Genomic DNA, 26,564 nt, shown 5'->3' with positions numbered 1-26,564 from the left:
GCCGCACTTTCGCAAATCAAGCCGAAACGGCCAGCTCGCGCCGTTCCCGATCCGCAATGATCGACAGATCGAGCACCTTCTGCAGATTGGCCGCATGACGGAAATCCGGATCGGCGGGGCCGCCTTCCATGACGGCCTTGGCGAATTTTTCGTAATTCGTCGGCACCGGGTCGACATCGATGGTCTTCCAGATCGCCTTTTCCACATCCTCGCCGATGCAGGCGCGCAGGCTGGAATAATCCGGGGTGTGGATCACTTCCAATGCGCCCTTGTCGCCATGGATGCGCAGGCGAAGTTCGTTCAGATGCCCCGTCGCCCAGCGGCTGGCATGGATGACGCCCATGGCGCCGTTTTCAAGCTCGGCGGTCATGGTGAAGCTGTCATTGGCGTCGAGGTCGTAGACGCCGATTTTATTGCCTTCATATTTGTCGAAGGTCTTCAGCCGCGTGAAGATGCGCTCCACATCGCTGCCCGCGCCGTAAGATGCGAAGTCGAGAATGTGGATGCCTACATCGCCCAGCACGCCGTTCGAGCCATGCTTGGTGGAAAGTCGCCACAGCCACTTGCTCTCCGTCATCCAGTCGCCCCAGGCCTTGGAAACGAGCCAGCTCTGGAGATAGGAGGCTTCGAGATGCCGCACCTTGCCGATCTTGCCGGCCAGCACCATTTCGCGCGCCGCCTGCAAGGGTGCGACATTGCGATAGGTGAGGTTGACCATGGCGACGAGGCCGGCTTTTTCGGCGGCATCGGCCATTTCGGCGGCCTTTGCGTAGTTTTCAGCTAGCGGTTTTTCGCAGAAGACATGTTTGCCGGCCGCCAGAAGCTTCAGGCTGGTGGGATGGTGGATCGCGTCCGGCGTGACATTTGCCGCCGCGTCGAATTCACCCCAGGCAATCGCATCATCCAGCGAGGTGAAGGAGAGCGGAATGTTGTGGCGCAGCGCAAAGCCGCGCACCACCACATCGTCCACATCCACCGCTGCGACGAGTTCGACGCCGGGGATTTCAGAGAAATATGTGGCATGGTTGTTGGCCATGCCGCCGGTTCCGAGAATGAGAAGTCTCATGGCTTGTTACCTGTAACCTGCTTCGCCTGCCTTGTGCAGCTTGGGGCCGCGTTCTTCGATGGGCTCCAGAGCCTTGTCGACGGGAACATTGGGGGCGTCGTGAATGCTTTTCAGTGCGCCAACGGGATTATAGGCCCATTTCACAGAGTTGCTGATGACCTTCTGCACATTGGCGTCGTGATAGGTCGGATAGGTCTCGTGGCCGGGGCGGAAATAGAAGATATTGCCGGCACCGCGACGCCAGGTGAGACCGGAACGGAAGACTTCGCCACCCTGGAACCAGGAGATGAAGACGGTTTCCAGCGGCTCCGGCACGGAGAACTGCTCGCCGTACATTTCCTCGTTTTCCAGCTCGAAATGTTCCGGCAGGCCGGCGGCGATCGGGTGGCGCGGATTGATGGTCCACAGGCGCTCGCGTTCGCCCGCCTCACGCCATTTCAGCGCGCAGGGCGTGCCCATCAGGCGCTTGAACGGCTTGGAGAAGTGGCCGGAATGCAGGACGATAAGGCCCATGCCTTCCCAGACGCGTTTGGCGACGCGCTCGACGATCTCGTCCTGCACCGCGCCATGGTCCTTGTGGCCCCACCAAACCAGCACATCGGTCTTGTCGAGGCGTTCCTGCGACAGCCCGTGTTCCGGCTCCTGCAGTGTGGCGGTGGTGGCATTAATCTCAGGATTCTGGTTCAGCGCGTCGGCAATGGTGTTGTGCATGCCGTTCGGATAGATCGAACGCACCGTCTCATTGATGTGTTCGTGGATATTCTCGCCCCATACAACGGTGTTGATGGTCATTGTCATGCTCCTCGGTGAAAGCCGGGACCTTGGGTGAGCCCGGCGAAAGTTGAATGTTCAGGCGGCACCCCGGGCAGGGTTGCGGGCGAGCGCCCGGCCCTCGGCGTCGAAACGATGTATCTGCGTCGCATCCGGCGCGATGGCGATGCGTTCACCGGCCGTGCGGCCGGTCACGCCCTCTTCACGAACGACGACGGGTTCATCCGCGCCGATCTCGACATAGATATAGCTGTCCGATCCCAGCATTTCCGAATGCACGATCTCGCCGCTCCAGCCGCTGCCATCAGTGGCGATGGCGATGTGTTCGGGGCGGATGCCGATGGTTTTCGCCCCTTCGGCCTCCGCATATTTGCCGGTGAGGAAGTTCATCTTCGGCGAGCCGATGAAGCCGGCGACGAAGGTGTTGACCGGACTTTCGTAAAGCTCCAGCGGCGTGCCGATCTGCTCGACGCGGCCGTCACGCAAGACACAGATACGGTCGGCGAGTGTCATCGCCTCCACCTGGTCGTGCGTGACGTAGATCATCGTCGTGTCATGCATCGAGCGATGCAGCTTGGCGATTTCGAGACGCGTGGCGACGCGCAATGCCGCATCGAGGTTGGAGAGCGGCTCGTCGAAGAGGAAGACCTTCGGATCGCGCACGATGGCGCGGCCGATGGCGACACGCTGGCGCTGGCCGCCGGAAAGCTGCTTCGGCAGACGTTCCAGATAGGGCGTGAGCTGCAGCATCTCCGCCGCCGCTTCCACGCGCTTGCGACGCTGTTCCTTGTCCGCGCCTGACAGTTTCATGCCAAACGCCATGTTTTCGAACACGGTCATGTGCGGATAAAGCGCATAGGACTGGAAGACCATGGCGACGCCTCGCTTGGCGGGCGGCAGGCGATTCACCGTCTCGCTGTCGAAGGAAAGCGTGCCACTGGAAATTTCCTCCAGCCCGCAGATGAGGCGCAGCAGCGTGGACTTGCCGCAGCCTGAGGGGCCGACAAAAACCATGAATTCGCCGGAGCGGATGTCCATGTCGATGCCCTTGATGACATCGAAGGCACCGAAGGATTTGCGAAGATCGCGCAGTTGAATGGTGGTCATTTGTTTTCTCCTAGCCTTTGACGCCGCCGGCGGTGAGGCCGGAGATGATGCGTCGCTGGAAGATCAGAACGAGGACAACGAGGGGTGCGGTGACGATGACGGATGCGGCCATGATCGTTCCCCAGGGGATTTCGAACTGCGAGCCGCCCGACAGAAGCGCGATGGCGACAGGCACCGTGCGCTGCTCGTTCGATGAGGTGAAGGTGAGCGCGAAGAGGAATTCGTTCCAGGCCGCGATGAAGGCGAGAAGCCCTGTCGTGACGAGCGCCGGCCACATCAGCGGCATGAACACCTGGGTGATGATGACCCACGGCGTTGCACCATCGACGATAGCCGCTTCCTCGATCTCGATCGGCAGGTCGCGCATGAAGGTCGTCAGCACCCAGACCGTGAAGGGCAGGGTGAAGATCATGTAGGAAAAGATCAGCGCCAGCGGCGTGTTGAAGATGCCCGCCCAGCGGATCAGTTCGAACAGGCCGGCGAGAACGGCGATCTGCGGGAACATCGAAACCGACAGGATGGTGAGCAGCAGCAGCGCGCGACCCCGGAAGCGGACGCGGGCCAGGGCATAGGACGCCGTTACCGCAAGGAACAGCGAGAGTATGACAACGGAAGATGCGACAAACAGCGAATTGCCGAGATTGCGCAGGAAAGTGCCGTTGCCGATGACGAAGCTGTAATTGGTCAGCGAGAAGTCACGCGGCCAGTAGTTGACCTGGAACAGCGCCGAGCCGGATTTCAGGCTCGTCAGGATCGCGTAGTAAAACGGGAATACCGAAATCACCATGATGATGGCGACCAGCGCATAAAAAGCGGTGGTTTTCAGGATGCTTGGCAGGGTCATCGCGCGGCTCCATCGGTGTTGACGCGCCCGAGCCACATGTAGATGACGGTGATCGAGGCGATGATGAGGAACAGCATGGTGGAGGCTGCAGCACCGTAGGAGAACTTGTCGAAATCGAACAGGTTCTCGCGCGCCAGCACCGACATGGTGCGGGTCTGGGCGTTGTTGGGCGTCAGGATATAGATGAGATCGAAGACGCGCATCGCATCCAGCATACGGAAAATGACGGCGACCATGAGGGCCGGGCGGATCATCGGCAACGTGACGCGGAAGAATACCTTGACGGGGTGGATGCCATCCACCTTTGCCGCCTCATACATGTCCTTCGGCACCATTTGCAGGCCGGCGAGAATGAGTAGCGCCATGAAGGGCGTGGTCTTCCAGATATCGACGATCAGCACGGCGATCATCGCGGTCTCGGGATTGGCGGTCCAGGCGATCTTGCTGGAGATCAGCCCGAGATTGAGGAACAGGTCGTTCAATATGCCGAACTGGTCGTTCAGCATCCATGCCCACATCTGTGCCGAGACGATAGTGGGAATGGCCCAGGGCACGAGGATCGCGGCACGCACGAGGCCGCGTCCCTTGAATTCGGCATTCAGCACCAGCGCGACGATGAGGCCGAGCACGGTTTCGAAGCTGACGGAAAGGATGGTGAATTTGAGCGTGTTGAGAACCGCGCCCCACCATGCGGGATCGGCAAGCAGGCCGCGATAGATGGTGCGGCCGCTGCTGAGCGTGATCCAGGTGAGGTAGTTCTTGAGGCCGACGAACTGCGCCCCGTCGAGATTGGTGAGCGAGGCGTCGGTGAGGCTGAACCACACGGTGCGCACCAGTGGCCAGCCCGCCACCAGCGCCAGCACCAGAAATGTGGGGGCAAGAAACAGCCAGGCGGATTTCAGTCGTTCCGACTGCAGGTCGGAGCCGGTGCCGGATGCCGCGACCGGTCTTTGAAGGGCGATGTCGTTCATGGGGATATCTCGCGGTTGGGGCGCGGGAGACGATCAGTCAAGACCGCCTCCCGCGCGGGCCGGATTACCAGCCGTTGCCTTTGAGATCGGTCAGTTCAACCTCGAGAAGTTCGAGATTTTCCGCTGCCGTGCCGTTGCCGGAGAGCGTGTTGTGCACGGCGCCCCAGAACTTGGCGGAAACCTCGTTATATTTCACCTTGGCCGAGGCGGAAGGACGCGGAACGGCGGTCTGGAAGATCGGCTTCCATGTCGGCATGAAGGGCTGCGCGGCAGCGACGTCCTTGTCGTCGTAAAGGGATGCGATAGTCGGCATGTTGGAGAGCTGAATCGCGCGCATCTTCTGGGTGTCTTTTGATGCCAGGAATTTCACGAGCTGAATGGCCGCTTCCTGATCGTCGGAATATTTCGAAACGGCGAGGTTCCAGCCGCCGAGTGTCGAAGCAGGGGCCTCGCCTTCCGCGCCGGCTGGCAGTGGGGTGACGCCGAACTTGCCCTTGATGGCGCTGTCGTCGCCATTGCCCAGTGCATATGCATAGGGCCAGTTGCGCATGAAGACGGAATTGCCGGTTTGCCAGACGCCGCGCGCCTCTTCTTCCTTATAAGCGAGCACGCCCTGCGGCGCGATGGTGCCGACCCAGCCCTTGGCGGTTTCGATGGCGGCTGCGGCCTTCTCATTGTTGACGGAGATATCGCCGTTGGTCTCGACAATATGGCCGCCGCCGGCGGAAGCGATCCATTCCAGCGCGTTGCAGGTCAGGCCCTCATAGGCACTGCCCTGGAAAACGAAGCCCCAGAGGTCCTTCTGGCCAGCCTCGCGCTCCTTGTCCTGGATTTCCTTGGCGGTCTCGCTCAGTTCCTTCCAGGTCTTCGGCGGCTGCTTGCCATATTTTTCCAGAAGGTCCTTGCGGTAGAAAAGCGCCGGCGCGTCGGTGAACATCGGCATGGCAACGAGCTTGCCGTCAACCGTCTGCGAGGCGACGATGGAAGGGAAATGATCGCCGATGACATCCTTTGTCGCTGCGGTCAGATCCACGAACTGGTCGGCCAGTTGCGGCGCCCAGATCACGTCCGTCTGGTAGACGTCGACATCCTTGTTGCCGGCGGCAAGCCACAGCCGATACTGGCTGAACTGTTCGCTGGACGATGACGGCATGGTGACGAGATTGACCTTGTGACCGGTCTCTTTCTCGAAGGCGGCGATGCGTTCGCGGAAGAACGCGACGTTCTTGCCGGTCGAATTGGCGGCGATGGAAAGTTCAGCTGCCTGCGCGGAAACAGCGGCGGAAAACGCCGCTCCGCACAGGAACAAAGTCTTCATGGAAATATTCATTGTCAAACTCCTCCGTTGACGCTTCCGATTGTCCTCAAAATTGAAAGCGCTTTTGACCGACGCGAGGCTCTCAAAAGCCGAGCATTCTGTCAATACTCTTTCTAATCCCCCGGAAATCGGTTGTTTTCGCCTGCAATTTTTCGGCGTTTGCCTTTGGGAATGATCAACTGTAAGGTTTCAGGTGGAGGAAAATTGAAATCGTTTTCAATTTTTGTCGGCTTGAAAAATCCGCGGCGGCGACGCATGCAGGGGCGAATTGGCAAAAAATTATGAAGCTCAAGGAATTCGCAGAGAAGGTCGGGCTCTCGCCCACCACCGTCAGCCGGGCGCTGGGCGGCTACCCCGAGGTACGCGAGGAAACGCGCCAGCGGGTGATGGAGGCTGCGCTGAAATACGGTTACCGGCCGAATGCAAACGCTGTCAGGCTGGCGACGGGCAGGGCAGGCGCCATCGGCGTCGTCATGGGCCGTTCGGGCGGCGGGCACTTCTTTTCCGAATTCATGGGCGGCATGGCGACCCGGCTGGAACGGGAGGAGACCGACATTCTCGTCAGCGTCACCGTCGACAATAATCTCGATGAGGAACTGGCGATTTTCAGCCGGCTGGCGTCGAGCGGCCGGGTGGATGGCATCATCGTGCATTCACCGCGTCCGGAAGATGAGCGCATCGCACTGCTCAACCGGCTGGGCGTGCCCTTCATCGTGCATGGTCGCTCAAAGACGCCTTTCGAACATGCCTGGCTCGATATCGACAATCACGACGTCACCTATCGCCCGACGATCCATTTTCTGGAGCGCGGACACAGGCGGATCGCCCTTATCAATGGTCCGGTCGGCCGCACCTTCGTGCAGGACCGCGAGCAGGGTTTTCGCGAGGCGCTGGCGACACACGGCATTACGCCGGATCCGCGTTTCATGATGAATGAGCACTTCAGCGAAGAGACGGCCTTTCGCTTCGCCCGCTCGCTGCTGGAACAGACGCCGCGCCCCACGGCCTTTGTGGCGGGCGCGATGATGACGGCGCAGGGTGTCTATCGCGCCGCGACGCAGATGGGGCTGACGATCGGCAGGGATGTCTCCGTCATCGCCCATGACGACGTGTTTCCTTACCTTACGCCGGAAAGCATGATGCCGCCGCTTTCCACCACCCGCTCGCCCATGCGCATGGCGGGCATGCGGGTGACGGACCTGCTTTTGCAGATCATCGGCGGCCGTCCCGTTCGCGAGGTTCAGGAATTGTGGCCGGTCGAGCTGATCTTGCGGGAATCGGTCGGCCCTGCCTGAACTTGTCGCCATAGCTCACTGATTCCACTCCATTTTGTGAACGTCAGTTGATAACGTTCGCCTTTCGTCATCTATACGTCCGCGCCGTCTCATGTATAATCGGAACAGTCACGGGCGTTATGGAACAGGACCCGGGCCGGCGCGTTGAGGGGACGTGTCGAAGGAGGTGGACGGATGTTTGAATTTTTAAAACCGCAACAGCAGACTGTGATCGATGATGTCGAGGCGACCGGCACCTATGCCGATGCGCTGCTCAACGTTCCGAGCCCCGAACTTAACCGTTCGACCGCTCGCGAACATGGTCATGAGGCCCATTCCCGCGACTATTGCGAAAATCGCGATATTTCCCGCAGCGCGCTCGGTTTCGCCTGAGCTATCGCAAAAACCTTCCTAAAAAACGGAACGGACAGGCCGTGCCCGCGTTTTCCCTGTACGACCCGCAGGGCGGCGCAACCGGACCGAAGGGACCTGACCGGCATTTGACCGATAGGCGAATTGGGTGTTGCGCCGCCTGATTGGCGACAGCGCAAACGCGCTGTCCCACGAGATAAAAACGCAGCTTGTGCCCATCGTGGCCAAGCGTGTTTATCAGGAGGCCGCGATGCCAGCCGTTCCCGTCGAACCCTATTCCGAACCGCCGATGCCCGTGCCGCCGCAGCCGGATATCCCGCCGGTGGAAGAGCCGGAACCCGATAGGTTGCCGGACGAGGTGCCGGTACCCAACCCCGACGAAAATGACGGGCCGCCGAAGGTGCTCTCGTCTTTCACGCCTCTCCATTCTCGAATTTCTTGCTGAGGAAAGCCGAGCCCTTGAGCCCGAAGCGCCACGGATATTCCGTCGCGCGGCTGATGCCGATTCGTCTGCCGCTGGTGACGGCGGCGGCTTCTTTCGGCAGCCGCAGGAAAAAAGGCGCTGCGTTCAACGGCGCGCCGTCCATCTCCCCCGTAATCGCCAGCGCCTGACAGAGCCTGCCCGGACCTGAGCAGAGAAGTTTCGGCTTGTCAGTTCCGCGCCGCAGTTTCATCATGTCTATGCCGGTCAGGGGTTCGATGGCGCGCAGAAGCACGGCGGAACCCGGGGCGCAGACAAAGTTGGCGCACCAGTGAATACCATAGGACCGGTAGACATAAAGACGGCCGGCCGGGCCGAACATTGCCCTGTTGCGCGGGGTCTGCCCGTTGAAACTGTGGGATGCCGGGTCGTCCGGATGATAGGCTTCGGTCTCCACGATGATGCCGCCGGTATTGCCGATGCGGAACTCCGCGCCGATGAGGGCGCGGGCCACATCCAGCGCATCGCGCAGGAAGAAACTCTCCTGCATTTCCGGGCCAAAGGCCTGATTCATCTGGAACCCTTCCGCTCTGCCGTCGTTGTGAATTCAGGTTCTAACCGTTTTCCAGCATCGGATTCGTACCGGTGCTTTTCAAGCCGGAGGGCATGTCATGCAACTTTCGACGACCTATGTAAAACGCAATAACGGGGTTATCTCCGTCGAGTTCGTCGGCAACGACGGCGATCAGGTCTCTGTTCGCCTCGCCGACGGCCTTGAAGGGATCGACGATGCCGAGGCCATCAAGCGGGCGAGCGCGGTGATGGTGCAACTGACCGCCTTCGGAACGCGCCATGGTGCGGATGCGCCTTCGCAATTTTCCGCTCTCGGCACGGCGCAGGACGATGCGTCTCAGGGATTGCTGCACGGGCAGGCGAGCGCACGCACCGCGCGGGACCGCGAGATTCTGGAGGAAGAGCTTGAGGAGGGGCTGGAGGACAGCTTTCCGGCGAGTGATCCCGTCTCGGCGACGGTCACGTCCATTGCTTCCCGAAAAGGAGGGCAATGACATTGACCGTTCGCAAAGTTGCTCTGGTAACCGGCGCTGGCTCCGGCATTGGGCGCGCCGCCGCTCTTCATCTGTCGGCGCAGGGTTTCGCGGTCGGTCTGTTGGGCCGCACCGAATCGGAATTGAACGATGTCGCCCGGGAAATAGGCGCCGCATCCGGTTCTTCGAAGGTTCTCGTAGCCGATGTGGCGGATGAAGCGGCCATGCGTCACGCGGTCGCAGCGCTGATTGAGAATTTCGGCCGGCTTGATGTCGTGGTGGCCAATGCCGGCGTCAACGGCGTCTGGGCGCCCATCGATGAGCTGAAACCGTCCGAATGGGACGATACGATCCGCATCAACCTGCGCGGCACTTATCTCACCGTCCACGTCAGCGTGCCGCATCTGAAAGCGGCCGGCGGCGGGTCCATCGTCATCATTTCGTCAATCAATGGCACCCGCACCTTCACATCGCCCGGTGCTACGGCCTATTCCGTGACGAAGGCCGGGCAATTCGCCATGGCGCAACAACTGGCGCTGGAGCTGGGGCGTCACCGTATTCGCGTCAATGCGGTGTGTCCGGGCGAAATCGAAACGGCAATCGATGAAAATACCGATATACGCGGGCGGGAAAAAACGGAGGTTCCAGTCCGTTTTCCGGCTGGGGATATTCCGGTAACCGGCGGCTTGGCCGGGACGAGCGAAGATGTCGCTGCGCTGATCGGTTTCCTGGCGTCGGATGCGTCCCGCCACATTACCGGCACGCCGGTTTGGATCGATGGCGGCCAAGGGCTGCTCCGATAATCTGTAGACTTTAAGCTCAACGCCAGCGGCATCACGGGCTTGTGTCCTTATGATTAACGAATGGGTAACGTCTGTTCACGAGACTTTGTCCATGGGCGAGGTTGCCGTGTTGTGGCCACCTTCGATAGTTAAGCGTCTGCCGGAAAGGCGGGCAAATCAGGCGGGCAGAACGATCCATGGGCATGCAGGCACTGCTGGATTTCGCGGTTGCGGGGTTGCGGCAAAAGGTAAGGGCAGGGGCAAGAATGGCCGCGATCGTTGCGATCGGTGGCGGCCTTGCCGCGTGCACTTCCATGGGGCTCGATAGCGTCAAGAAAGACCCGCCGAAACTGTCGTCCAAGATGATGGCGCAGATGTCGGCCAAGAGCATGCGCCCGGAAAGCCCGGTTCTCGTTCGCATTTTCAAGCAAGAAAGCGAGCTTGAGGTCTGGAAGGTCGACAAGACCGGAAATTACGCCTTGCTCAAGGCCTATCCCATGTGCCGATGGTCCGGAAAGCTCGGCCCCAAGATGAAAACGGGCGACCGGCAGGCGCCGGAAGGGTTTTATCATGTCTCGGCGGGCATGCTGAACCCGAACTCACAATATTACGTCTCCTTCAATCTCGGTTATCCCAATCGGCTGGAATCGGCGCTCGGTTACACCGGTGAGGCGTTGATGGTGCATGGCGCCTGCTCCTCTTCCGGCTGCTACGCCATGACGGATGCCCAGGTGGGCGAGATTTACGCCATCGTCGCGCGTGCGCTTCAGGGCGGGCAGGACCGCTTTCAGGTGCAGGCCTATCCCTTCCGCATGAGCGCAAGGAACATGGTGGCGCATCGGGACGACCCCAACATGCCGTTCTGGAAGACGCTGAAGGAAGGTTACGATTATTTCGAGGTGACGCGCCGGCAGCCCAAGGTTTCCGTCTGCGGCCGTCGTTATGTCTTCAACAGTGAATTTGCTGAAGGCGAACCTGCCGATCCGCTGGCGGCCTGCCCACCGACCATCAACCAGCAGGATCCGCTGGTGGCTTCGAAACTGGCCGAAGAGCAACAAAAATTTGCCGCCGCGATGAGTGAGGGAACTTCCAGCCCGCTCAGCGCGTATGTAGACGGCGGCATGCATCCGAGCTTCCGGGCCATTTTGAAATCGAACGGCGCCAAGGCCATGGCATCGCAGGTTTCCGGCACGAAGTACCCTATCAGCCGCCCAGAGGCGGCGCTGGCAGATCCCTTTGCTGGCGTGAGATGACGTAAATGAGGTTTTTCAATTGAACGAGACGACGACGACCCGGCGGGGTTTCCTGCTTGGAGCAGGTGGACTGGCGCTTGCCGGCCTTGCGGGCTGCAACACAACTGCGCGTGAGGCCGCCCGGCCTGCAGCACCCGCGGACGACCCGATGTATGCCCTGATGTACGGCCCCAAGCCGGACGAGCAGTTTCCGCTGCCGGAAATCCCCTACAAGCGGATTCCGCGTCAGTTCCTGCGGCAGATGGTGGCGAACCCGACGGGTGAACGCCCCGGCGTCATCGTCGTCGATACCGCCAATCATTTCCTCTATCTCACCTATGAGAACAATCAGGCCATGCGTTATGGCGTCGGCCTCGGCCGCGCGGGCTTTGAATGGGCCGGTCGCGGCGTCATTCAGTACAAGCGGCAATGGCCGCGCTGGACGCCGCCCGATGAGATGATCGCGCGCCAGCCGGAGCTCGAACCCTATAGCAGCCGCAACGGCGGCATGGAGCCGGGCCTCAAGAACCCGCTCGGCGCGCGTGCGCTCTATATCTTCAAGGATGGCAAGGACACGATCTACCGCCTGCACGGCTCGCCGGAATGGTGGACCATCGGCAAGTCGGTATCCTCCGGCTGCGTGCGCCTGCTCAACCAGGATATCATCGACCTTTACAACCGTGTGCCCGATGGCACGCCGATCGTGGTGACGGCGCTCGGCCCCGCACAGCAGGGCGTGCCGATCGGCCAGGAAGGTGTGCCCGTGGCGCAATATGGTAACGGCGTGATCGGCGACGGCCTCTCGCAACCGATGCAGGCTTATTGATCGCTAAAGTTCCACCCACGGCGGAGGCTTGCCGTGGGTGCGTGCTGGCTGATTTCCTGCATCTGGCGGAGATATCCGCGCCTCGTCGCAGACATCAAGCTACTTGGCGTGGCTGATCCTGACTGCCGGCCGTTTCCATTTCCAGGCGGAAGCGCGACACCAGGGCACGCAACTTTGCTGTTTCCGAGGCAAGCGTTGCTGACGCGGCGGTGGATTGCTCCACCATGGCCGCATTTTGCTGGGTAGCGTGATCCATGGAGTTCACCGCCGCGTTGATTTCGGACAGACCGGTTGATTGCTCGGTGGCCGATGTGGCGATGGCATTCATATGGCGGTCGATGCCGGCGATACGTTCACTGATATCCTTCAGTGCTGTGCCGGTATCGAGAACCAGCTTCACGCCGCTCTCGACCTCCACGGACGATTGCCGGATATGGTCACGGATTTCGCTTGCGGCCTTTGCCGAGCGCTGGGCGAGATCGCGCACCTCCTGTGCAACAACCGCAAAGCCCTTGCCGCTCTCGCCGGCGCGGGCAGCCTCAACCCCGGCATTCAGCGCCAGAAGATTGGTCTGGAAGGCGATTTCGTCAATGACGCCGATGATGCCGGTGATCTGCCGCGACGAGGCCTCGATACGGCGCATCGCTTCCTCGGCATGGCTTACCACCTCCACCGATTTCAGGGCGCTATGGTTGGCATCGGTGGCAGCGAGCCGCGCTTCTGCGGCGCGCTTGTTGGCATTCGAGACATTGACGGTGATTTCATCGAGCGCCGCTGCCGTCTGCTCAAGGGAAGCGGCTTGATTTTCCGTGCGGCGGGAAAGATCGCCGGCACCTGCGGCGATTTCCCGACTGCTGCCGTCGATTGTGCCTATCCCGTCGGAAATGGCAAAAAGGGTCTCGGCCAATTGCCGGACCGAAGTGTTGAAATCATGACGCAGGGCCTCGAATTGTGGGGCGAAGGCGTCATTCAACTGGAAGGCCAGATCACCGGAGGCGAGCCGCTTGAGACCGGCCGCAAGGCCGGAGGTTGCGATGCGCAGCCTTTCCGAAGCGTCTTCTTCCGCCTGCCGCCGCGTTGCTTCCTGATCGGCTTCCGCCTGTCTGCGGGCCGCCGCTGCCTGCTCCTCTAGCGCCCGGTTGGCGATTGCCGCCTGCCGGAAAATTTCGACGGCGCTGGACATGGATCCGATCTCGTCATTGCGGTCGGTGCCCGAGGGCGGCTGTGATGTATCGCCGCCCGCCAGGGTCTCCATATTTTTCGACAGTTGCAGGATGGGACGGATGATCGATTTGCGGGTGAGCAGAAAAAGCCCGGTGGAGAAAAGCGCTGCCAGAACCAGAAGTCCCTGCAAGGCGAGGTTGATTGCCGCCTTGGTCTTTTCACTTTCGGCCGATGCGGCGTCGGAGAGCGCCTGAATCTGGTCGCCCGCCGCTTCCATCGCTTTTTCAAGCGCGGAGAATTGCCGCATGAATTCCGGCATCAGCTTGATGGCCTCTTCGGGGCTGGAGTCGGCAAGTCCGACCACCGCGTTGGCGGCATCCATATAAGCGAGAAGCGGCTTTTCGACCCCGTCTATGACGGCTTTGACATTCGTGCCTGATGACAGTGACTTGTTTGCCTCGATCACTTCGCGAAAACTGGCTTCGTGTTCGGTAAGATCGGCCTTAACGGCCTTGAGGTCGAGGTCCATTCTGGCGTCGGCGGAAAGAATGGCGGCAAGCACGTCTGACCGCAGCGCGTCATGCATCATGTCCGCCTGCATGTGGTTGCGAAGCACGTCCGCCGAAAGCGCCACATATTCGCTGTTACGGTTGAGCGTCTCCGCCGCCCATATGCCGACACCCGCGGCGCTGCCGGTGATGGAAAAGATTGCAATGCTTGCCAATATTATCTTTTTTTGAATCGAGGCCATATGAGCGTTCCCACGCAATTGTTATACTTTAGGAACATAATAGAACATGCTTAATAAATGTTCTATTTTCGCTGAAGGCTCGATAAATGCAAAAAAGGCTGCATTTTGTGTTGCAGCCCTTTCTATATTAGTAATTTGTACTTTTACTGCGCGCGCTTCAGCGCATCGCCGAGGATCGAGACGATATCGTCGAAATGGGATTTTTCGGCGATCAGCGGCGGCGAAAGGGCGATGATGTCGCCGGTAACGCGAATAAGCAGGCCGCGCTCGAAGCAATCCACGAAGACATCATAGGCGCGTGCGCCAGCAGCACCGTCGCGCGATTGCAGCTCGATGCCGGCGATGAAGCCGATGGTGCGGATATCGATGACATTCGGCAGGCCCTTCAGGGAATGGATGGCGTCGTGCCAGACATCCTGCAATTCGGCCGCGCGGGTGAAAAGGCCCTCATCGCGATAGATGTCGAGCGTCGCGATACCGGCGGCGCAGGCGACCGGGTGGCCGGAATAGGTATAGCCGTGGAACAGTTCGATCTGGTTTTCCGGCCCATGCATCAGCGCATCGTGCACCTTGCGGCTGGTGAAGACCGCACCCATCGGGATCGCGCCGTTGGTCAGTCCCTTGGCGGTGGTGACGATATCGGGCGTAACGCCGAAATAGTTGGTGGCGAAGGTGGAGCCCATGCGGCCGAAACCGGTGATGACCTCATCGAAGATCAAGAGGATGCCGTGCTTGTCGCAGATGGCGCGCAGGCGCTCCAGATAACCCTTCGGCGGCACCAGCACGCCGGTGGAGCCGGCGACCGGTTCGACGATGCAGGCGGCGATGGTTTCCGCGCCATGCAGGGCGACCAGACGTTCCAGATCGTCCGCAAGCTCGGCGCCGTGCTCGGGCTGGCCCTTCACGAAGCTGTTCTTCGCCGGATCATGGGTATGACGCAGGTGGTCTGCCGGGATTTGCGGGAAAACGCGACGGTTGTTGACGAGGCCGCCCACGGAGATGCCGCCGAAACCGACGCCATGATAACCGCGCTCACGACCGATCAAGCGGCTGCGGGTGCCCTGGCCGATGGCGCGCTGATAGGCGATGGCGATCTTCAGCGCCGTATCGACCGATTCCGATCCGGAGCCGGTGTAGAAGACACGGTCCAGTTTCGCACCTTCCGGGCCGGGCGCAATCTCCGCCAGCCGCTCGGCGAATTCAAAGGCAACCGGGTGGCCCATCTGGAAGGAGGGTGCGTAATCCATCGTCGAAAGCTGGTGCTTGACGGCTGACGCGATCTGCTGGCGGCCGTGGCCGGCATTGACGCACCAAAGGCCAGCCGTGCCGTCGAGAACCTGGCGACCGTCATTGCTGGTGTAATACATGCCTTCGGCGCTCGTCAGCAGGCGGGGATTGGCCTTGAACTGCCGGTTGGCGGTAAACGGCATCCAGTAGCTGTCAAGCGAGGTGGAATTGGATCGGCTCGGGTTGTCCATGGTGTTCTCCTGTTCGTTACCGGTGATTGAATGCTATTTTCGCGACTGAACAAGCCCTTTTCTCTCTGTGGCCAAGCCATTGAAAATGCTATAGGCCTGAACACGGGTTTTCGATATTTCGAACAAGGGCAACGGGGGCTCAGGCATGTCGGTGGATATAGGCGGGCGTTTGCGCCATTTGCGGCTGCGCCACAATATTTCCCAGCGGGAACTGGCAAGGCGTGCCGGTGTCACCAATTCGACGATTTCTCTGATCGAATCCAACACCTCGAACCCTTCCGTCGGCGCGTTGAAACGCATTCTTGACGGCATACCGATCGGCCTTGCGGAGTTTTTCGCTTTCGAGCCGGAGACGAGCCGCAAGGCTTTTTACCGGGCGGACGAGCTGGTTGAAATCGGCAAGGGGCCGATCTCCTTCCGGCAGGTGGGCGAGAATGTTTTCGGCCGCAGCCTGCAAATCCTCAAGGAATGTTACCAGCCGGGCGCCGATACCGGCAAGGTGCCGCTGGTTCACGATGGCGAGGAAGGAGGAATCATCCTCTCCGGACGGCTGGAAGTGACGGTCGATGAGGAGAGACGGGTGCTCGGGCCGGGCGATGCCTATTATTTCGAAAGCCGCAGGCCGCATCGTTTCCGTTGCGTCGGTCCCGTGCCCTGTGAGGTCATCAGCGCCTGCACACCGCCAACCTTCTGATTCCAGCGGTTTTTGCGTCTCGTAACGCTCTTGGAACGGTCAAGTCCGGGCAATTCGGTAAAAAATGGCCGGCAGCTACGGCAATTTTGCGTGGCTGCCATGACTAGAATGCAGTTTCTTGCCACTCTTTTGCCGTGTTTGCGCCCTTTTAGCAATTTTTCCATCGCTTTTTCTTGGCGGCCTGGCAATGTCAGGCAAAAAAATCCCTACGGATATGTCAAATTTTATATGCATTGCCACAATCTTGCTGCGATGCAAAAAATTTTTATATTCTGTTACAGACGTGGCTGTTCTTAACGTTCCTGTCTCATCTCGCCAAGTCATAAGAAACACATAAGAAAAGACTGTCGCTGGCACAAAACCCAATACATGCCGGGGCGGTACCCATGCTCTCAACACATGGCCCTCGGCACATTTGTTGCTTTTTTATGCAACCGTTAATATTGCCCGGACGTTGATCGGCCGCTCGCGCAAGAAATCGCATAGACGGTTATGGCCAATGTGCCTTACAAAAAATCCATTAGCATCAAATTCCGAACACAGACTTGTTATCTCTTTTAGACGGAAAGACGCGCCTCCGGGCACCGACCAATCGCAAAACATAAATGGAGTTCTCTCTATGAAGTCCGCGACCCAATCGGCTGAACAGACACTCAGCAGCTCCGAAGACTTCGATGTCAGTTTCCCTATCGGGGGCATCGCAAAACGCAGCTTCGATATGACATCGGCTGCGCTTGCGCTGCTCATCTTCAGCCCGATATTCCTGTTGATCGCCGCGCTGGTGAAATTGTCCGATCCAGGCCCGATCTTTTATGGCCACCGGCGTGTGGGACATAATGGCCGCTATTTCCATTGCCTGAAGTTCAGGACGATGGCGATGAACGGCGATGAGATTCTGCGGCAATATCTTGCCGCCAATCCGGAAGCCGCCGAAGAATGGCGCGCCACCCGCAAGCTCAAGAACGATCCGCGTGTTACGGCTGTCGGCGCCGTGCTGCGCAAGCTCTCGCTCGACGAACTGCCGCAGCTCCTTAACATCATTCGCGGCGAAATGAGCGTGGTTGGCCCACGCCCGGTCGTCGATGAGGAACTGAGCTACTATGAAAGCGCTGCTGCTTATTATCTCAGCACCCGCCCTGGCCTGACCGGCCTGTGGCAGATCAGCGGCCGCAACGACGTATCCTACAAGACCCGCGTCGCTTTCGACACGCACTATGTGCAGAACTGGTCGATGCGGCAGGATGTCTTCATCATCGTCAAGACCATTCCCGCCGTGTGCCTTTCACGCGGAAGCTACTGAAAACCGATATTGAGTTCGGCTTTATCGATCTTCGTTTCGACACGCACCCCGACCGGGATCCCAAGTCCGGTCTTTGGGTGCGTCATTGGTGCTAATCATACCGGCCGCTTTTCGCGGCGCTGTGCAGCCGGCCTTGCCCAGTTGCGCGACGGCCGGATCGCCCGTGTGGCGATCCGCTAACAGGGAGTTTCCCGATGAACGGCTTGTCTGCCGCCCGCCGCCCGTTTGTGGCCTTCGTATTTGCCGCTTCCGTCGCCCTTGCCGCGCCGCTCTCCGCCATGGCTGCGGATGGCGCTCAATATAAGCTCGGTACCGCTGACAAGCTGCGTATCCGCGTTGCCGAATGGCAGCCGGCGGATGGCAGCATCCGCAACTGGGATGTGATCAACGGCGATTATTCCGTCGGTCCGTCGGGGGCGCTGTCCCTGCCTTTCATCGGTCAGCTGGATGTTGCGGGCAAGACCCCATCGGAGGTCAGCGAAGAGATCGGAGCCCAGCTTCAGAGCAAGTTCGCCCTTCGCAACCTGCCTTCCGCCTCCGTCGAGATCGCACAGTTCCGACCGATCTTCTTGAGCGGCGACGTGCAGACGCCGGGCGAATATCCCTATGCCGCCAATCTCACGGTGCTGAAGGCCGTCAGCCTTGCCGGCGGCCTGCGGCGCTCGGATGCCGGGCAGCGTTTTGCCCGCGACTTCATCAATGCCCGCGGTGACGCCGCCGTCTATGACAACCAGCGTGCAAGGCTGCTCGCCCGTCAGGCGCGGCTGGTCGCCGAGGTCAAGGGTGACGCGACCATCGCCAAGACGCCTGAAATGGAAAAGATCGGCGAGATCGACGTGCTGCTGGCCAGCGAAAGCGCGCTGATGAAATCGCGCACCGAACGTTACACCCTGCAGCTCAAGGCGCTGACGGACCTGCATGCCCTTCTGCAGAGCGAAGTCGAATCCCTGAAGAAGAAATCAGAGACGCAGAATCGTCAGCTCCAGCTTGCCAACGAGGACCGCGACCGGGTCAACCGGCTGAACGAGCAAGGGCTCGCGTTGTCGCAGCGGCGTATTTCCGCGGAAGAACGCGCGGCCGAAGTGGAATCCAACCTGCTCGATATCGATACGCAGTCGCTGCGCGCCAAACAGGATATCAACAAGGCGACCCAGGACGAGATCAACCTGCGTAACGACTGGGTGGCGCAGCGCTCCAAGGAATTGCAGGACACGGAAGCCGAACTGGACAAGCTTAATCTGCAACTGACCACCAGCCGCGAATTGATGTCGGAAGCGCTGGCGCAATCGGCCGAGGCGATCCGTTTCGATCCCTCGGGCAAATCAGCGACGATCAGCTACGTCGTGGTGCGTGAGGAAAACGGCAAGCCGAAGGAGCTGAAGGTGGATGAAAACGCCATGCTCCAGCCCGGCGATGTCATCAAGGTCTCGTCTGAAATCCTGATGCAGTGAGGTTTCAATGCGGATCGCCAAATCGGCGCTGATCGATCCCAAACGCAATGAGATTTATGGAATGGCAGCGGTTGCGCTGTCATTCTTCGTCTTCGCTTACTCGTCGCGTTTCGGGCAAATCTCGGTTCTGGCCTATTATGGCATGTGGCTGCCGCTGGTGGTGGTCGATTACCGGCGCGTGCTCGGCAATTATCCGCGCTATCTCTGGATATTCGCCTTCGGCATCTTGACGGTTCTGTCCAGCTTCTGGTCGGAAGCGGCGTCGGTGACCATGCGCGCCTCCATCCAGTATATGACGCATATCGTCTGCGCGCTGATCGCGATGCGGGTGATCTCGATCCGGACGCTGACGCGCGGTGCGCTGATCGGCATCGCCGTCGTTCTGCTCTATTCGCTGCTATTCGGCATTTATCTCTTCGATGCGCTGGATGGCACCTACAGTTTCGTCGGCGCTTTCTCTTCCAAGAACCAGCTCGGCTTTTATGCCTCGCTCGGCGTCATTTTTGCCGCCGCATCGGTGCTGGTGCTCAAGCAAAGGGGCATCTGGTTGCCGATTGCCGGCGTCACCGGGCTCCTGTCGGCCTATAGCCTCCTTGCGTCCCAATCGGCCACATCCACTATTACCACGGCGGCGGTGGTCGCGCTCATCATCGGTTTCATTCCCATCGGCATGCTTTCGCCGGCGAACCGAAAAATGACGTTTTTTGTGCTCGGTGGTCTCGGCGCATTGCTGGCTGTCGCATCCCTGCAATTCGGCCTGCTGGACGCAATTCTCGGCATTTTCGGCAAGGATTCGACGCTGACCGGCCGAACTTACCTCTGGCAGCAGGGCATCGAGGCGGCGAAACAGACGCCGATCCTCGGCGTCGGTTATCAGGGGTTCTGGGTCGCGGGTTTTCCCGATGCCGAACGGTTGTGGAACGATTTCTTCATTACCGGCCGCAGCGGCTTCCATTTCCATAATACCTATATCGAAACCGTGGTGGAAAACGGCTTTGTCGGCATGCTGCTGCTTGGCATGGTGCTTTACGGAACGTTGCTCGGGCATCTGCGCTCGGTGCTGATGCGCAAGAGCGATCCGCAGGGCGTCATCCTGTTTGCGATCTGCGCCCTGTTTGTCGTGCGTTCCTTCGTGGAGATCGACATCATCTTCCCCTACCAGATCGGCTCGTTCCTGCTTTACTTCGCGGCCGGTAAACTGTGCCTCCCGGCAAGGGCTGCGGAGGGCAGCGTTCACCTAACTGGAGTTCGTGGCGGCTTCTCTCTCCGTCATTCCGGCCTTGAGCCGGAATCCAGCCAGCCCAAGTCCTTGGGCTGAAAGAAACCATCTTCGCCGCGCGCGAAGCCGCGTCGGCTGAATTCCGGCTCAAGGCCGGAATGACGAAGGCGAGGTGGTTCTAAAGATAATCCGCAGAGACATGCGGACTGGCATGGATGAAACTCCACATGTCCTTGCTGACCTCCACGATGTCGGCGATCGATTTTTCGAGCTGCCCGATTTCCTTCTCGTCCATGCGCTCCACCTTGCCGTAGCGCACCTGGCTGTCATCCTCCACCAGCCGCATGAGCTGCGTGCTGGCGATTTCGCCTTTTTCGTCGAAGGAATAGATGCAGTGATTGTATTTGTTGCGCGTCTTCGCTTCCTTCTTCAGCCGCGCCATGATGGAGAGGATGGTCTTGCGGTCCTTCGCATCGGTGGAAGGAAGCTTCGCCAGGCGCTCGATCAGATCCATGCGCGCCCGCGTGGTGTTGAGCGTCAGGAACACGACGATGGCCGCTTCCTTTTCCACTTTCAGGAGATGAACGATCAGATAGATCATCAGGCTTTCCGTGTTGGTCCACACGTAATTCAGCCTGCCGACCAGCAGCAATACATCCGACATCGCCGCCATGCTGCTTCTCCCGCCCCGACGAAACATATTTGGATATTATATGCCGACCGCTGCGGAAAAGACAGTGTAGGTTACTGATATTTCTTCATCTTTCCTTGAAAGCACGGGACATGCTGTCGGAGATCGGCTTGGTCAGATATTCGAAGAAAGTACGCTCCGAAGTCTGGATCAGCACGTCGGCCGGCATGCCGGGCACGGGGTGGAAATTGTGAACCTTGGCGATTTCCTCGTCGGGTATCTGCACCCGCACGATATAGACGTCCTTGACCTGAAGGCCGGCATTTTCCTCGATGCTGTCGGCTGAAACGTAAAAGACCTTGCCGTTCAGAACCGGTGTGGTGCGGCGGTTGAGCGCGGACAGGCGGATCGCGGCGGTCTGGCCCTCATGCAGCTGGTCGATGGAGGTTCTGAGCACCTGCGCCTCCAGAATAAGGGGCACATGAGCGGGCAGGATTTCCATGATCGGCTTGCCGGTGGTGATGACACCGCCCGGCGTGTGGTAATAGGCGCGCACCACGGTTCCGTTGACGGGGGAGCGGATGACGGTACGTTCCAGCACTTCGGCGGCGCCACGCACCTGTTCGCGCACGCTGTCGAGATCGGATTCGGCGGTTTCCAGCGCATCGAGCGCCGCCTGCTTGTTGGCGTTGACGGCAATGACCGCTTCCTGCCGGAACTTGGCGATTTCCGCCTCGCTCTGGTTCATTTCGCCGCTCAGCCGGGCGATATCGCCCATAGCGTCGGCAATCGCGCGTTCCAGCGCCAGCATGTCGGTCTTGCGGATGACGCCGTCCTTGGCGAGCCGTTCCTTGGAGTCGCGCTCCTGCGTCAAAAGCGCCAATTGCCGGTCGAAGGACTGTTTTTGGCCGTCATAGCCCGCATAGCGGAACTCCAGCGACCGGATATTCTTGTCGATCAGGTTCATCTGTTCCTCAAGCTTGATGAGCTTGCTGTGGAACACGATGTTCTGGCTCTGGATGATGGAATTGATATCCGGATCGCCGGCTTCCTTCATGACGATATCCGGCACCTTGAAGCTTTTTGCGCCCTGAGCCTCGGCGCGCAGGCGCACCACGATGGTTTCGAGGCGAAGCCGTCGCAACTGCAGCATGCGTTCGTTGGCAAGCGCCGTCGTCTTGTCCAGCGTCAGAAGAACGTCGCCTTCCTTGACCGTGTCGCCTTCGCTGACCATCATTTCCTTGATGATGCCGCCTTCCAGATGCTGGACCACCTTGTTGTTGCCGGTGGCGACGAAACTACCCTGGGCGATGATGGCGGAGGAGAGCGGCGCAGTGCCGGCCCAGAATCCGAAACCGCCGAAGGAGGCGAGCAGCACGGCAAGACCGATCGAACTGTGCAGGCGGATCGAGCGCGGCACTTCGCTATACCATTCCAGCTGGCCCTGGGGTTTGATTTCGGCAATGGCGTTTTTCTTCTTGAACATGACGATCCTCAACCCTCGATCTGCGGGGACTGGTTGGCTTGGCGGCCATTGCCGGAAAGCGCCTTCAGCACGTCCATTCTTTCGCCGAACATGGCGACCGATCCGTCCTTCAGCACCATGATCTTGTCGACGCATTGAAGCAGTGCCGGCCGCTGGGTGATGGTGACGGTAGTGATGCCCTGTCTTTTGGCATGCAGCAGCGCCTTGGCCAGCGCCTGTTCGCCCTGCGTATCCAGATTGGAGTTGGGCTCGTCCAGCACCACGAATTTCGGATCGCCGAAAAAGGCGCGGGCAAGTGCGATGCGCTGTTTCTGGCCGCCGGAAAGCGGTGCGCCATCGGCAGCGACCACGGTTTCATAACCCTGCGGGAAACCGGCAATCAGCTCGTGCACATCGGCCAGCACCGCCGCCTCATAAATCTGCCGGTCCTCGATATCGTCGCGCATGCGGCAGATATTGGCCTTGATGGTGCCGGGGAAAAGCTGCACGTCCTGCGGCAGATAACCGATGCTTTCACCGAATTGTCGCTGGTCCCAGTTGCGCAGATCCATGAGATCGAGGCGCACATTGCCTGACGTCGGTAGAATGGAGCCGACCAGCATCTTGCCGAGCGTGGTTTTGCCGGAACCAGAATTACCGATGATGGCGAGCGACTCTCCCTTTTTCAGTGAAAAGGAAATGCCGTTCAAAATCACCTTCTTCTGCGGCGGCGGCACGAAGAGGATGCGCTCCACATCGAGACGTCCCTCCGGATTGGGTAGGCGCAGGCGGGGGAAATTGAGTGGCGAATTGATGAGAAGCTGCTTGATGCGGCCATAGGAGGCGGCAGATTTATTGAACTGGTGCCAGCCTTCTATCGCGCCTTCGATGGGCGCCAGTGCGCGGCCGGAAATGATGGAGGCTGCAATCACCATGCCGCCGGTCAGTTCGCCGGATAGCGACAGATGCGCGCCCCAGCCGAGCAGCGCCACCTGGGTAATCATGCGCGCCGCCTTGGAGACGCCGGAGAACATGATGTTGCGATCCTGCGCCGCCACATGCGATTTCAGCGAACCGGCGGTTTCGCGGCCCCACATCTTCACCGCTTCGGGGATCATGGCGAGCGCATTGATGATCTGCGAGTTGCGCGACATGGAATCGAGGTGAAAGTTGGCGCGGCTCAAATAACCGGAAGCCTCGGAGAACTGTCTTGCGGTGAAGCGCTGGTTCAGCCAGGCGATGCCGAACAGCACGGCGCAGCAGACCATGATGATGATGCCGAGATGTGGATGGACGAGATAGACCACCACGATGAAGAGCGGCATCAGCGGCGCATCGAGAAAGGCGATGAGCGTGCCGGAGGTGAGGAAGGAGCGCAATTGCTGGAGATCCTGCAAGGTCTGGTAGTCCTTGCCGCTGCCATGCAGGGAAGCGCGGGCGGCGGCGGACAGGATCGGCGCGCCAAGCTGTACCTCGAGTTCGACGGCCGTGCGCATCAGGATGAAGCGGCGAATGGCGTCCATGAAGGCCTGCAGCAGAACCGCGCCAAGGACGGCGACCGTCAGCATCACCAGCGTATCCATCGAGCGGCTGGTCAGCACCCGGTCGGAAATCTGGAACAGATAAAGCGGGATGGCGAGCAGCAGAACGTTGATGGCGACCGTGAACAGCATCACCACCACCATGTTACGCCGCACGGCGGCGATGCCCTTGGCAAGGCTTGCGGCGAAATTGATCGGCTCGCTGCGTTTGTGAAAACCGCTCTGGCTTCCACCGCCGCCGCCACCACCGCCGCCGCCACCATTGTCCGTCGGCTCCTTGCCGCCGCCGCCCGTCACCGGCCGGCGTTCGTTTTCACGGATCGGTCCGTCATTATTGTCGATGGTCTTGACGAAAGGCAGGTCGGCATTGTCGATCTTGGCCTGCGGTTCCGGCGGGGAGGCGGGTTGCCGGTCCCGTTGCGGCGCCGGCCTTTCTGCGGGAACATCCCGCAACTGTTCCGCCTGCTCCGTTTTTGCATGCGGTTGGGAGAGAACTTGTGGGGAGGCGGTCTGTGCAGGAGTGGAAACTTCTTTTGCCGTCTGTTCCGCGCCGGATAATTGGCGCAGGTTTTCGACGGCTTCATTGATTGCTGAAATACAGGCGTCCGTCAGTTTGCTGTCTTCCGCGTCCTGATCCAGCGGCAAGTCCAGCGAGCGTCCGTCGGCAATGGTTTTTCTAGAAATATGATCCATTTTATATCTGTCCCCTCGGTGATCTCACGGTGTTTGCGGTTCGGCCGTGACGGGACGCGGTTATCGCCCCGCCAGCCAAATCTACGCGGTCACCGCCTGCATGACGTCGGCCGAATGCCCGTTCGACCATGAAAGGTCGTGACCGGCATTGATGACGCCATTGGATTCGTTTTCGATGGTGGCGGGATCGTCGTGAAGAAAAGCGATGACCTCGTTCGCCAGTTGGCCTTGCTGGGGTTGCGAGGTGTCGTTTTCGATGATGCCGCCCTGTATCAGTATGGCATCGGAATAAACGCCGCCGGCGACATAGGTGGTGGAGCCGAAGCTGTCGTAGTCGACGATCTGCGCCAGATTGACCACGGCGTTGCTGCCGGTATCGATATGAATGGTGGCGCCCTCGTTATTTTCGAGAACCTTGGCCGCGGCCTGCGTCACATCGTCGGAATCGCCCAGCACGCTCACCTGTTTGATGATGCTGACATCGTAGAGATTGCCGGTGATATAGAGGACGTTCAGACCCTCATAGCCGGCGAAATTGACGTCATGGGCAAGCGCATCCGGCATGTTGGGATCGCGCTCGTTGATGGCGTTCACCGTCTGGTTCATATAGTCCGGCATGGTTTCGAAACGGTCGTTGCTGCCGACATTGTGAATGGCGGCGTCGTTCCACAGCAGGTTGTTGCCGGACTGGATGGTGGCGCCTTCCGGCGCATCGGGATTGGCGCGCGCCCAGTCATTGTCGTAGAGCACGGCGATCTGGCTGATGATGTTCATGTCCAGCACATTGCCGCCGACGATGATCAGATCGTATTGCATGCCGATGCCGAGGAAATTCGCAATGTTGAGGGCGGCGTTGCCGCCGGTCAGCAGGCTGACGGTGGCGCCCGAGGTCGTTATCGTCATCGTGTCGTTGTCGCTGACGAACTGGTATTGCTCGATCCAGTGGACGAAGGAAACGTCGCCTTCCAGCACGCTGACGCGCCAGGCGGTCGGAAATATCGGCGGTTCGCCGTTTTCCTGGCTGCTGTTCTCCGTGTTTTCCGCGCCCGGATAGACGCTGCGCTCGAAGCTGGCGATATTGAAGGCTACTGTCGCCGCCTGATCTTCCGACCGTGTGAAAACGGAGTCGATCTCGTCCCGGTCGCTATAGATATAGGCCTGGGTGATCGCGTCGATCTGGTGATAGTCGCCCATGACGGCGGTTACCGACGTCATGACGCCGGTATTGACCAGGGTGGCGATGTTGGCGACGACATTGGCGCCTGCGGCGACGTCGAGGCTGTTGCCGGCAGGGCTGTCCTCATGCAGCGAAACATCGCTCTTTTCCGGCTCTTCCGCCGGCTTGGCGATACCGCGATCGGGCATGTAGTCGTCGAGCATCGGCTTTTCGCTGGCTATCGAGCCATTGATGTAAAGCCCGTGGATGTCATTGCCGGCCAGAACGAAATCCTGATCCGCACCGGTGCCGAGCGCCGTCACGTCGTTTTCGCGGGCATGATCGATATAGTCGTGCGCGGATTTGGCGAGCGCTTGCAGGGCGTCGTAACTGTCGGTGCGCTGGAAACCGGCGAAAGGCGTGAAGACGGACGCTTCATTGTAGAACTCGACGGTGCGCTCTGTGACGAAGCTGGTGTCGCGCCACACATAGGGGCCGTCCGTCATGTTCAGATAGTCGTCGTCCTGAAGAATATTGACCTGCGCCACATGCGCGATGACCGAACCGGGACCGGTGTGAACCACCAGCTCATATTCCTCCTCAAAGGAAAGACGGCCGGGAAAACGGAAATTGACGCCGGAAATATCGACAGGGATGGCATCTGCGAGCCGCTGCATGTCGTGTTCGACCATGCGCGCGAAATGTGGCTGCAGATAATCGAAATCATAATAGCCGGCGCGGTAGTTGACGCCGGGATCGTAGTCCTTGAGCGGAACGTCATAGTTCTTGTCGAGCAGCTTTGCTGCTTCATCGTCCGGCAAACGGTCCGGATCGGAATGCGCCGGGCCTTCGCTGTAGTTGGTTCTCAGACGCGCTTCCTCGATCACCGTGTCGAACAGGCCGATGAAATGCGCAATCATGTCCGAAATCTTGTCGATATGCATTGGAGGTCCCTCCCTGATCATCGCGGCAGAGCCTTAAGGCTGCGGAG

24 protein-coding genes are annotated in these 26,564 nt (G+C 59.7%); 11 read left to right on the top strand and 13 right to left on the bottom strand.

What is annotated here, in order from left to right:
• Positions 1-16 precede the first annotated feature (16 nt).
• The 6 genes from FGF54_RS16575 to FGF54_RS16550 form a co-directional block, all read right to left on the bottom strand.
• Positions 17-1,066: a Gfo/Idh/MocA family protein gene (locus FGF54_RS16575; RefSeq protein ID WP_142780458.1), complete on the bottom strand. Its 1,050-nt coding sequence runs from the start codon at positions 1,064-1,066 to the stop codon at positions 17-19.
• Between the two features lie 6 nt (positions 1,067-1,072).
• Positions 1,073-1,858 carry a ThuA domain-containing protein gene (locus FGF54_RS16570; protein WP_046801358.1) on the bottom strand — a complete coding sequence of 262 codons (786 nt, stop codon included), beginning with the start codon at positions 1,856-1,858 and terminating at the stop codon, positions 1,073-1,075.
• A 57-nt stretch (positions 1,859-1,915) separates the two neighbouring features.
• Positions 1,916-2,944: an ABC transporter ATP-binding protein gene (locus FGF54_RS16565; RefSeq protein WP_142780457.1), complete on the bottom strand. Its 1,029-nt coding sequence runs from the start codon at positions 2,942-2,944 to the stop codon at positions 1,916-1,918.
• Between the two features lie 10 nt (positions 2,945-2,954).
• Positions 2,955-3,788: a carbohydrate ABC transporter permease gene (locus FGF54_RS16560; RefSeq protein ID WP_003523786.1), complete on the bottom strand. Its 834-nt coding sequence runs from the start codon at positions 3,786-3,788 to the stop codon at positions 2,955-2,957.
• On the bottom strand, positions 3,785-4,759 hold the full coding sequence (locus FGF54_RS16555) for a carbohydrate ABC transporter permease (protein WP_059758565.1): 975 nt from the start codon (positions 4,757-4,759) through the stop codon (positions 3,785-3,787). The genes FGF54_RS16560 and FGF54_RS16555 overlap by 4 nt, the downstream gene beginning before the upstream one ends.
• Before the next feature lie 64 nt (positions 4,760-4,823).
• Positions 4,824-6,089 (bottom strand): ABC transporter substrate-binding protein, encoded by a 1,266-nt coding sequence (locus FGF54_RS16550; RefSeq protein ID WP_142780456.1) that lies wholly within the window; start codon positions 6,087-6,089, stop codon positions 4,824-4,826.
• A gap of 269 nt (positions 6,090-6,358) precedes the next feature.
• On the opposite strand from FGF54_RS16550, the gene FGF54_RS16545 reads away from it, so the two are divergent.
• From FGF54_RS16545 to FGF54_RS16535, 3 genes are all read left to right on the top strand, one after another.
• A complete protein-coding gene (locus FGF54_RS16545; RefSeq protein ID WP_020811486.1) occupies positions 6,359-7,372 on the top strand; it encodes a substrate-binding domain-containing protein in 1,014 nt (337 codons plus the stop codon).
• A gap of 174 nt (positions 7,373-7,546) precedes the next feature.
• Positions 7,547-7,744, top strand: a complete 198-nt coding sequence (locus FGF54_RS16540) for a hypothetical protein (RefSeq protein ID WP_003523793.1) — start codon at positions 7,547-7,549, stop codon at positions 7,742-7,744.
• Between the two features lie 229 nt (positions 7,745-7,973).
• The gene (locus FGF54_RS16535) at positions 7,974-8,168 is read left to right on the top strand and encodes a hypothetical protein (protein ID WP_142781555.1); all 195 of its coding nucleotides are present in this window, start codon (positions 7,974-7,976) and stop codon (positions 8,166-8,168) included.
• Here the strand turns inward: FGF54_RS16535 and FGF54_RS16530 are convergent.
• Positions 8,137-8,718, bottom strand: coding sequence for a DNA-3-methyladenine glycosylase (locus FGF54_RS16530; RefSeq protein ID WP_142780455.1), 582 nt, complete (start codon positions 8,716-8,718; stop codon positions 8,137-8,139). The two genes, FGF54_RS16535 and FGF54_RS16530, sit on opposite strands and share 32 nt — an antisense overlap.
• A gap of 97 nt (positions 8,719-8,815) precedes the next feature.
• Between FGF54_RS16530 and FGF54_RS27270 the strand changes: the two genes are divergently transcribed.
• The 4 genes from FGF54_RS27270 to FGF54_RS16510 all read left to right on the top strand — a co-directional run bounded on the left by FGF54_RS27270 (position 8,816) and on the right by FGF54_RS16510 (position 12,030).
• Complete coding sequence (locus tag FGF54_RS27270; RefSeq protein ID WP_162936829.1) at positions 8,816-9,211, top strand: hypothetical protein; 396 nt, start codon at positions 8,816-8,818, stop codon at positions 9,209-9,211.
• Positions 9,208-9,993 (top strand): SDR family NAD(P)-dependent oxidoreductase, encoded by a 786-nt coding sequence (locus FGF54_RS16520; protein ID WP_142780454.1) that lies wholly within the window; start codon positions 9,208-9,210, stop codon positions 9,991-9,993. The genes FGF54_RS27270 and FGF54_RS16520 overlap by 4 nt, the downstream gene beginning before the upstream one ends.
• 176 nt (positions 9,994-10,169) lie before the next feature.
• A complete protein-coding gene (locus FGF54_RS16515) occupies positions 10,170-11,225 on the top strand; it encodes a murein L,D-transpeptidase family protein (protein ID WP_168208158.1) in 1,056 nt (351 codons plus the stop codon).
• Positions 11,226-11,244: 19 nt separating this feature from the next.
• The gene (locus FGF54_RS16510) at positions 11,245-12,030 is read left to right on the top strand and encodes a L,D-transpeptidase (protein ID WP_059758579.1); all 786 of its coding nucleotides are present in this window, start codon (positions 11,245-11,247) and stop codon (positions 12,028-12,030) included.
• A gap of 94 nt (positions 12,031-12,124) precedes the next feature.
• Here FGF54_RS16510 and FGF54_RS16505 read toward each other — a convergent pair whose 3' ends face one another.
• Together FGF54_RS16505 and FGF54_RS16500 are read right to left on the bottom strand one after the other, a co-directional pair.
• Positions 12,125-13,945, bottom strand: a complete 1,821-nt coding sequence (locus tag FGF54_RS16505; RefSeq protein ID WP_142780453.1) for a HAMP domain-containing methyl-accepting chemotaxis protein — start codon at positions 13,943-13,945, stop codon at positions 12,125-12,127.
• 143 nt (positions 13,946-14,088) lie between these two features.
• Positions 14,089-15,423 carry an aspartate aminotransferase family protein gene (locus FGF54_RS16500; RefSeq protein WP_059758580.1) on the bottom strand — a complete coding sequence of 445 codons (1,335 nt, stop codon included), beginning with the start codon at positions 15,421-15,423 and terminating at the stop codon, positions 14,089-14,091.
• Between the two features lie 145 nt (positions 15,424-15,568).
• On the opposite strand from FGF54_RS16500, the gene FGF54_RS16495 reads away from it, so the two are divergent.
• The 4 genes from FGF54_RS16495 to FGF54_RS16475 all read left to right on the top strand — a co-directional run bounded on the left by FGF54_RS16495 (position 15,569) and on the right by FGF54_RS16475 (position 20,186).
• Positions 15,569-16,117: a cupin domain-containing protein gene (locus FGF54_RS16495; RefSeq protein WP_003523802.1), complete on the top strand. Its 549-nt coding sequence runs from the start codon at positions 15,569-15,571 to the stop codon at positions 16,115-16,117.
• A 619-nt stretch (positions 16,118-16,736) separates the two neighbouring features.
• On the top strand, positions 16,737-17,417 hold the full coding sequence (locus tag FGF54_RS16485) for a sugar transferase (RefSeq protein ID WP_003523803.1): 681 nt from the start codon (positions 16,737-16,739) through the stop codon (positions 17,415-17,417).
• A 194-nt stretch (positions 17,418-17,611) separates the two neighbouring features.
• Positions 17,612-18,868, top strand: coding sequence for a polysaccharide biosynthesis/export family protein (locus FGF54_RS16480; RefSeq protein ID WP_065656288.1), 1,257 nt, complete (start codon positions 17,612-17,614; stop codon positions 18,866-18,868).
• Between the two features lie 7 nt (positions 18,869-18,875).
• Positions 18,876-20,186 carry an O-antigen ligase gene (locus FGF54_RS16475; RefSeq protein WP_142780451.1) on the top strand — a complete coding sequence of 437 codons (1,311 nt, stop codon included), beginning with the start codon at positions 18,876-18,878 and terminating at the stop codon, positions 20,184-20,186.
• Positions 20,187-20,265: 79 nt separating this feature from the next.
• Here FGF54_RS16475 and FGF54_RS16470 read toward each other — a convergent pair whose 3' ends face one another.
• The 4 genes from FGF54_RS16470 to FGF54_RS16455 form a co-directional block, all read right to left on the bottom strand.
• Entirely contained in the window at positions 20,266-20,760 is a 495-nt protein-coding gene (locus FGF54_RS16470) for a hypothetical protein (RefSeq protein ID WP_035262271.1), read from the bottom strand.
• A gap of 85 nt (positions 20,761-20,845) precedes the next feature.
• Positions 20,846-22,204, bottom strand: a complete 1,359-nt coding sequence (locus tag FGF54_RS16465) for an HlyD family type I secretion periplasmic adaptor subunit (protein WP_142780450.1) — start codon at positions 22,202-22,204, stop codon at positions 20,846-20,848.
• An 8-nt stretch (positions 22,205-22,212) separates the two neighbouring features.
• Positions 22,213-24,417 (bottom strand): type I secretion system permease/ATPase, encoded by a 2,205-nt coding sequence (locus FGF54_RS16460; protein ID WP_065656285.1) that lies wholly within the window; start codon positions 24,415-24,417, stop codon positions 22,213-22,215.
• Between the two features lie 81 nt (positions 24,418-24,498).
• Positions 24,499-26,517, bottom strand: coding sequence for a hypothetical protein (locus FGF54_RS16455; RefSeq protein ID WP_142780449.1), 2,019 nt, complete (start codon positions 26,515-26,517; stop codon positions 24,499-24,501).
• Positions 26,518-26,564 lie beyond the last annotated feature (47 nt).

The sequence above is a fragment of the Agrobacterium sp. T29 genome (assembly GCF_006970545.1).
Classification (GTDB): Bacteria; Pseudomonadota; Alphaproteobacteria; order Rhizobiales; family Rhizobiaceae; genus Agrobacterium; species Agrobacterium leguminum.
This window is presented reverse-complemented; position numbering and strand designations above follow the sequence as displayed.

Coding starts and splice junctions, on each gene's coding strand:
- FGF54_RS16575 (WP_142780458.1), bottom strand. CDS start 1,066: ATGAGACTTCTCATTCTCGGAACCGGCGGCATGGCCAACAACCATGCC.
- FGF54_RS16570 (WP_046801358.1), bottom strand. CDS start 1,858: ATGACCATCAACACCGTTGTATGGGGCGAGAATATCCACGAACACATC.
- FGF54_RS16565 (WP_142780457.1), bottom strand. CDS start 2,944: ATGACCACCATTCAACTGCGCGATCTTCGCAAATCCTTCGGTGCCTTC.
- FGF54_RS16560 (WP_003523786.1), bottom strand. CDS start 3,788: ATGACCCTGCCAAGCATCCTGAAAACCACCGCTTTTTATGCGCTGGTC.
- FGF54_RS16555 (WP_059758565.1), bottom strand. CDS start 4,759: ATGAACGACATCGCCCTTCAAAGACCGGTCGCGGCATCCGGCACCGGC.
- FGF54_RS16550 (WP_142780456.1), bottom strand. CDS start 6,089: ATGAATATTTCCATGAAGACTTTGTTCCTGTGCGGAGCGGCGTTTTCC.
- FGF54_RS16545 (WP_020811486.1), top strand. CDS start 6,359: ATGAAGCTCAAGGAATTCGCAGAGAAGGTCGGGCTCTCGCCCACCACC.
- FGF54_RS16540 (WP_003523793.1), top strand. CDS start 7,547: ATGTTTGAATTTTTAAAACCGCAACAGCAGACTGTGATCGATGATGTC.
- FGF54_RS16535 (WP_142781555.1), top strand. CDS start 7,974: ATGCCAGCCGTTCCCGTCGAACCCTATTCCGAACCGCCGATGCCCGTG.
- FGF54_RS16530 (WP_142780455.1), bottom strand. CDS start 8,718: ATGAATCAGGCCTTTGGCCCGGAAATGCAGGAGAGTTTCTTCCTGCGC.
- FGF54_RS27270 (WP_162936829.1), top strand. CDS start 8,816: ATGCAACTTTCGACGACCTATGTAAAACGCAATAACGGGGTTATCTCC.
- FGF54_RS16520 (WP_142780454.1), top strand. CDS start 9,208: ATGACATTGACCGTTCGCAAAGTTGCTCTGGTAACCGGCGCTGGCTCC.
- FGF54_RS16515 (WP_168208158.1), top strand. CDS start 10,170: ATGGGCATGCAGGCACTGCTGGATTTCGCGGTTGCGGGGTTGCGGCAA.
- FGF54_RS16505 (WP_142780453.1), bottom strand. CDS start 13,945: ATGGCCTCGATTCAAAAAAAGATAATATTGGCAAGCATTGCAATCTTT.
- FGF54_RS16500 (WP_059758580.1), bottom strand. CDS start 15,423: ATGGACAACCCGAGCCGATCCAATTCCACCTCGCTTGACAGCTACTGG.
- FGF54_RS16495 (WP_003523802.1), top strand. CDS start 15,569: ATGTCGGTGGATATAGGCGGGCGTTTGCGCCATTTGCGGCTGCGCCAC.
- FGF54_RS16485 (WP_003523803.1), top strand. CDS start 16,737: ATGAAGTCCGCGACCCAATCGGCTGAACAGACACTCAGCAGCTCCGAA.
- FGF54_RS16480 (WP_065656288.1), top strand. CDS start 17,612: ATGAACGGCTTGTCTGCCGCCCGCCGCCCGTTTGTGGCCTTCGTATTT.
- FGF54_RS16475 (WP_142780451.1), top strand. CDS start 18,876: ATGCGGATCGCCAAATCGGCGCTGATCGATCCCAAACGCAATGAGATT.
- FGF54_RS16470 (WP_035262271.1), bottom strand. CDS start 20,760: ATGGCGGCGATGTCGGATGTATTGCTGCTGGTCGGCAGGCTGAATTAC.
- FGF54_RS16465 (WP_142780450.1), bottom strand. CDS start 22,204: ATGTTCAAGAAGAAAAACGCCATTGCCGAAATCAAACCCCAGGGCCAG.
- FGF54_RS16460 (WP_065656285.1), bottom strand. CDS start 24,417: ATGGATCATATTTCTAGAAAAACCATTGCCGACGGACGCTCGCTGGAC.
- FGF54_RS16455 (WP_142780449.1), bottom strand. CDS start 26,517: ATGCATATCGACAAGATTTCGGACATGATTGCGCATTTCATCGGCCTG.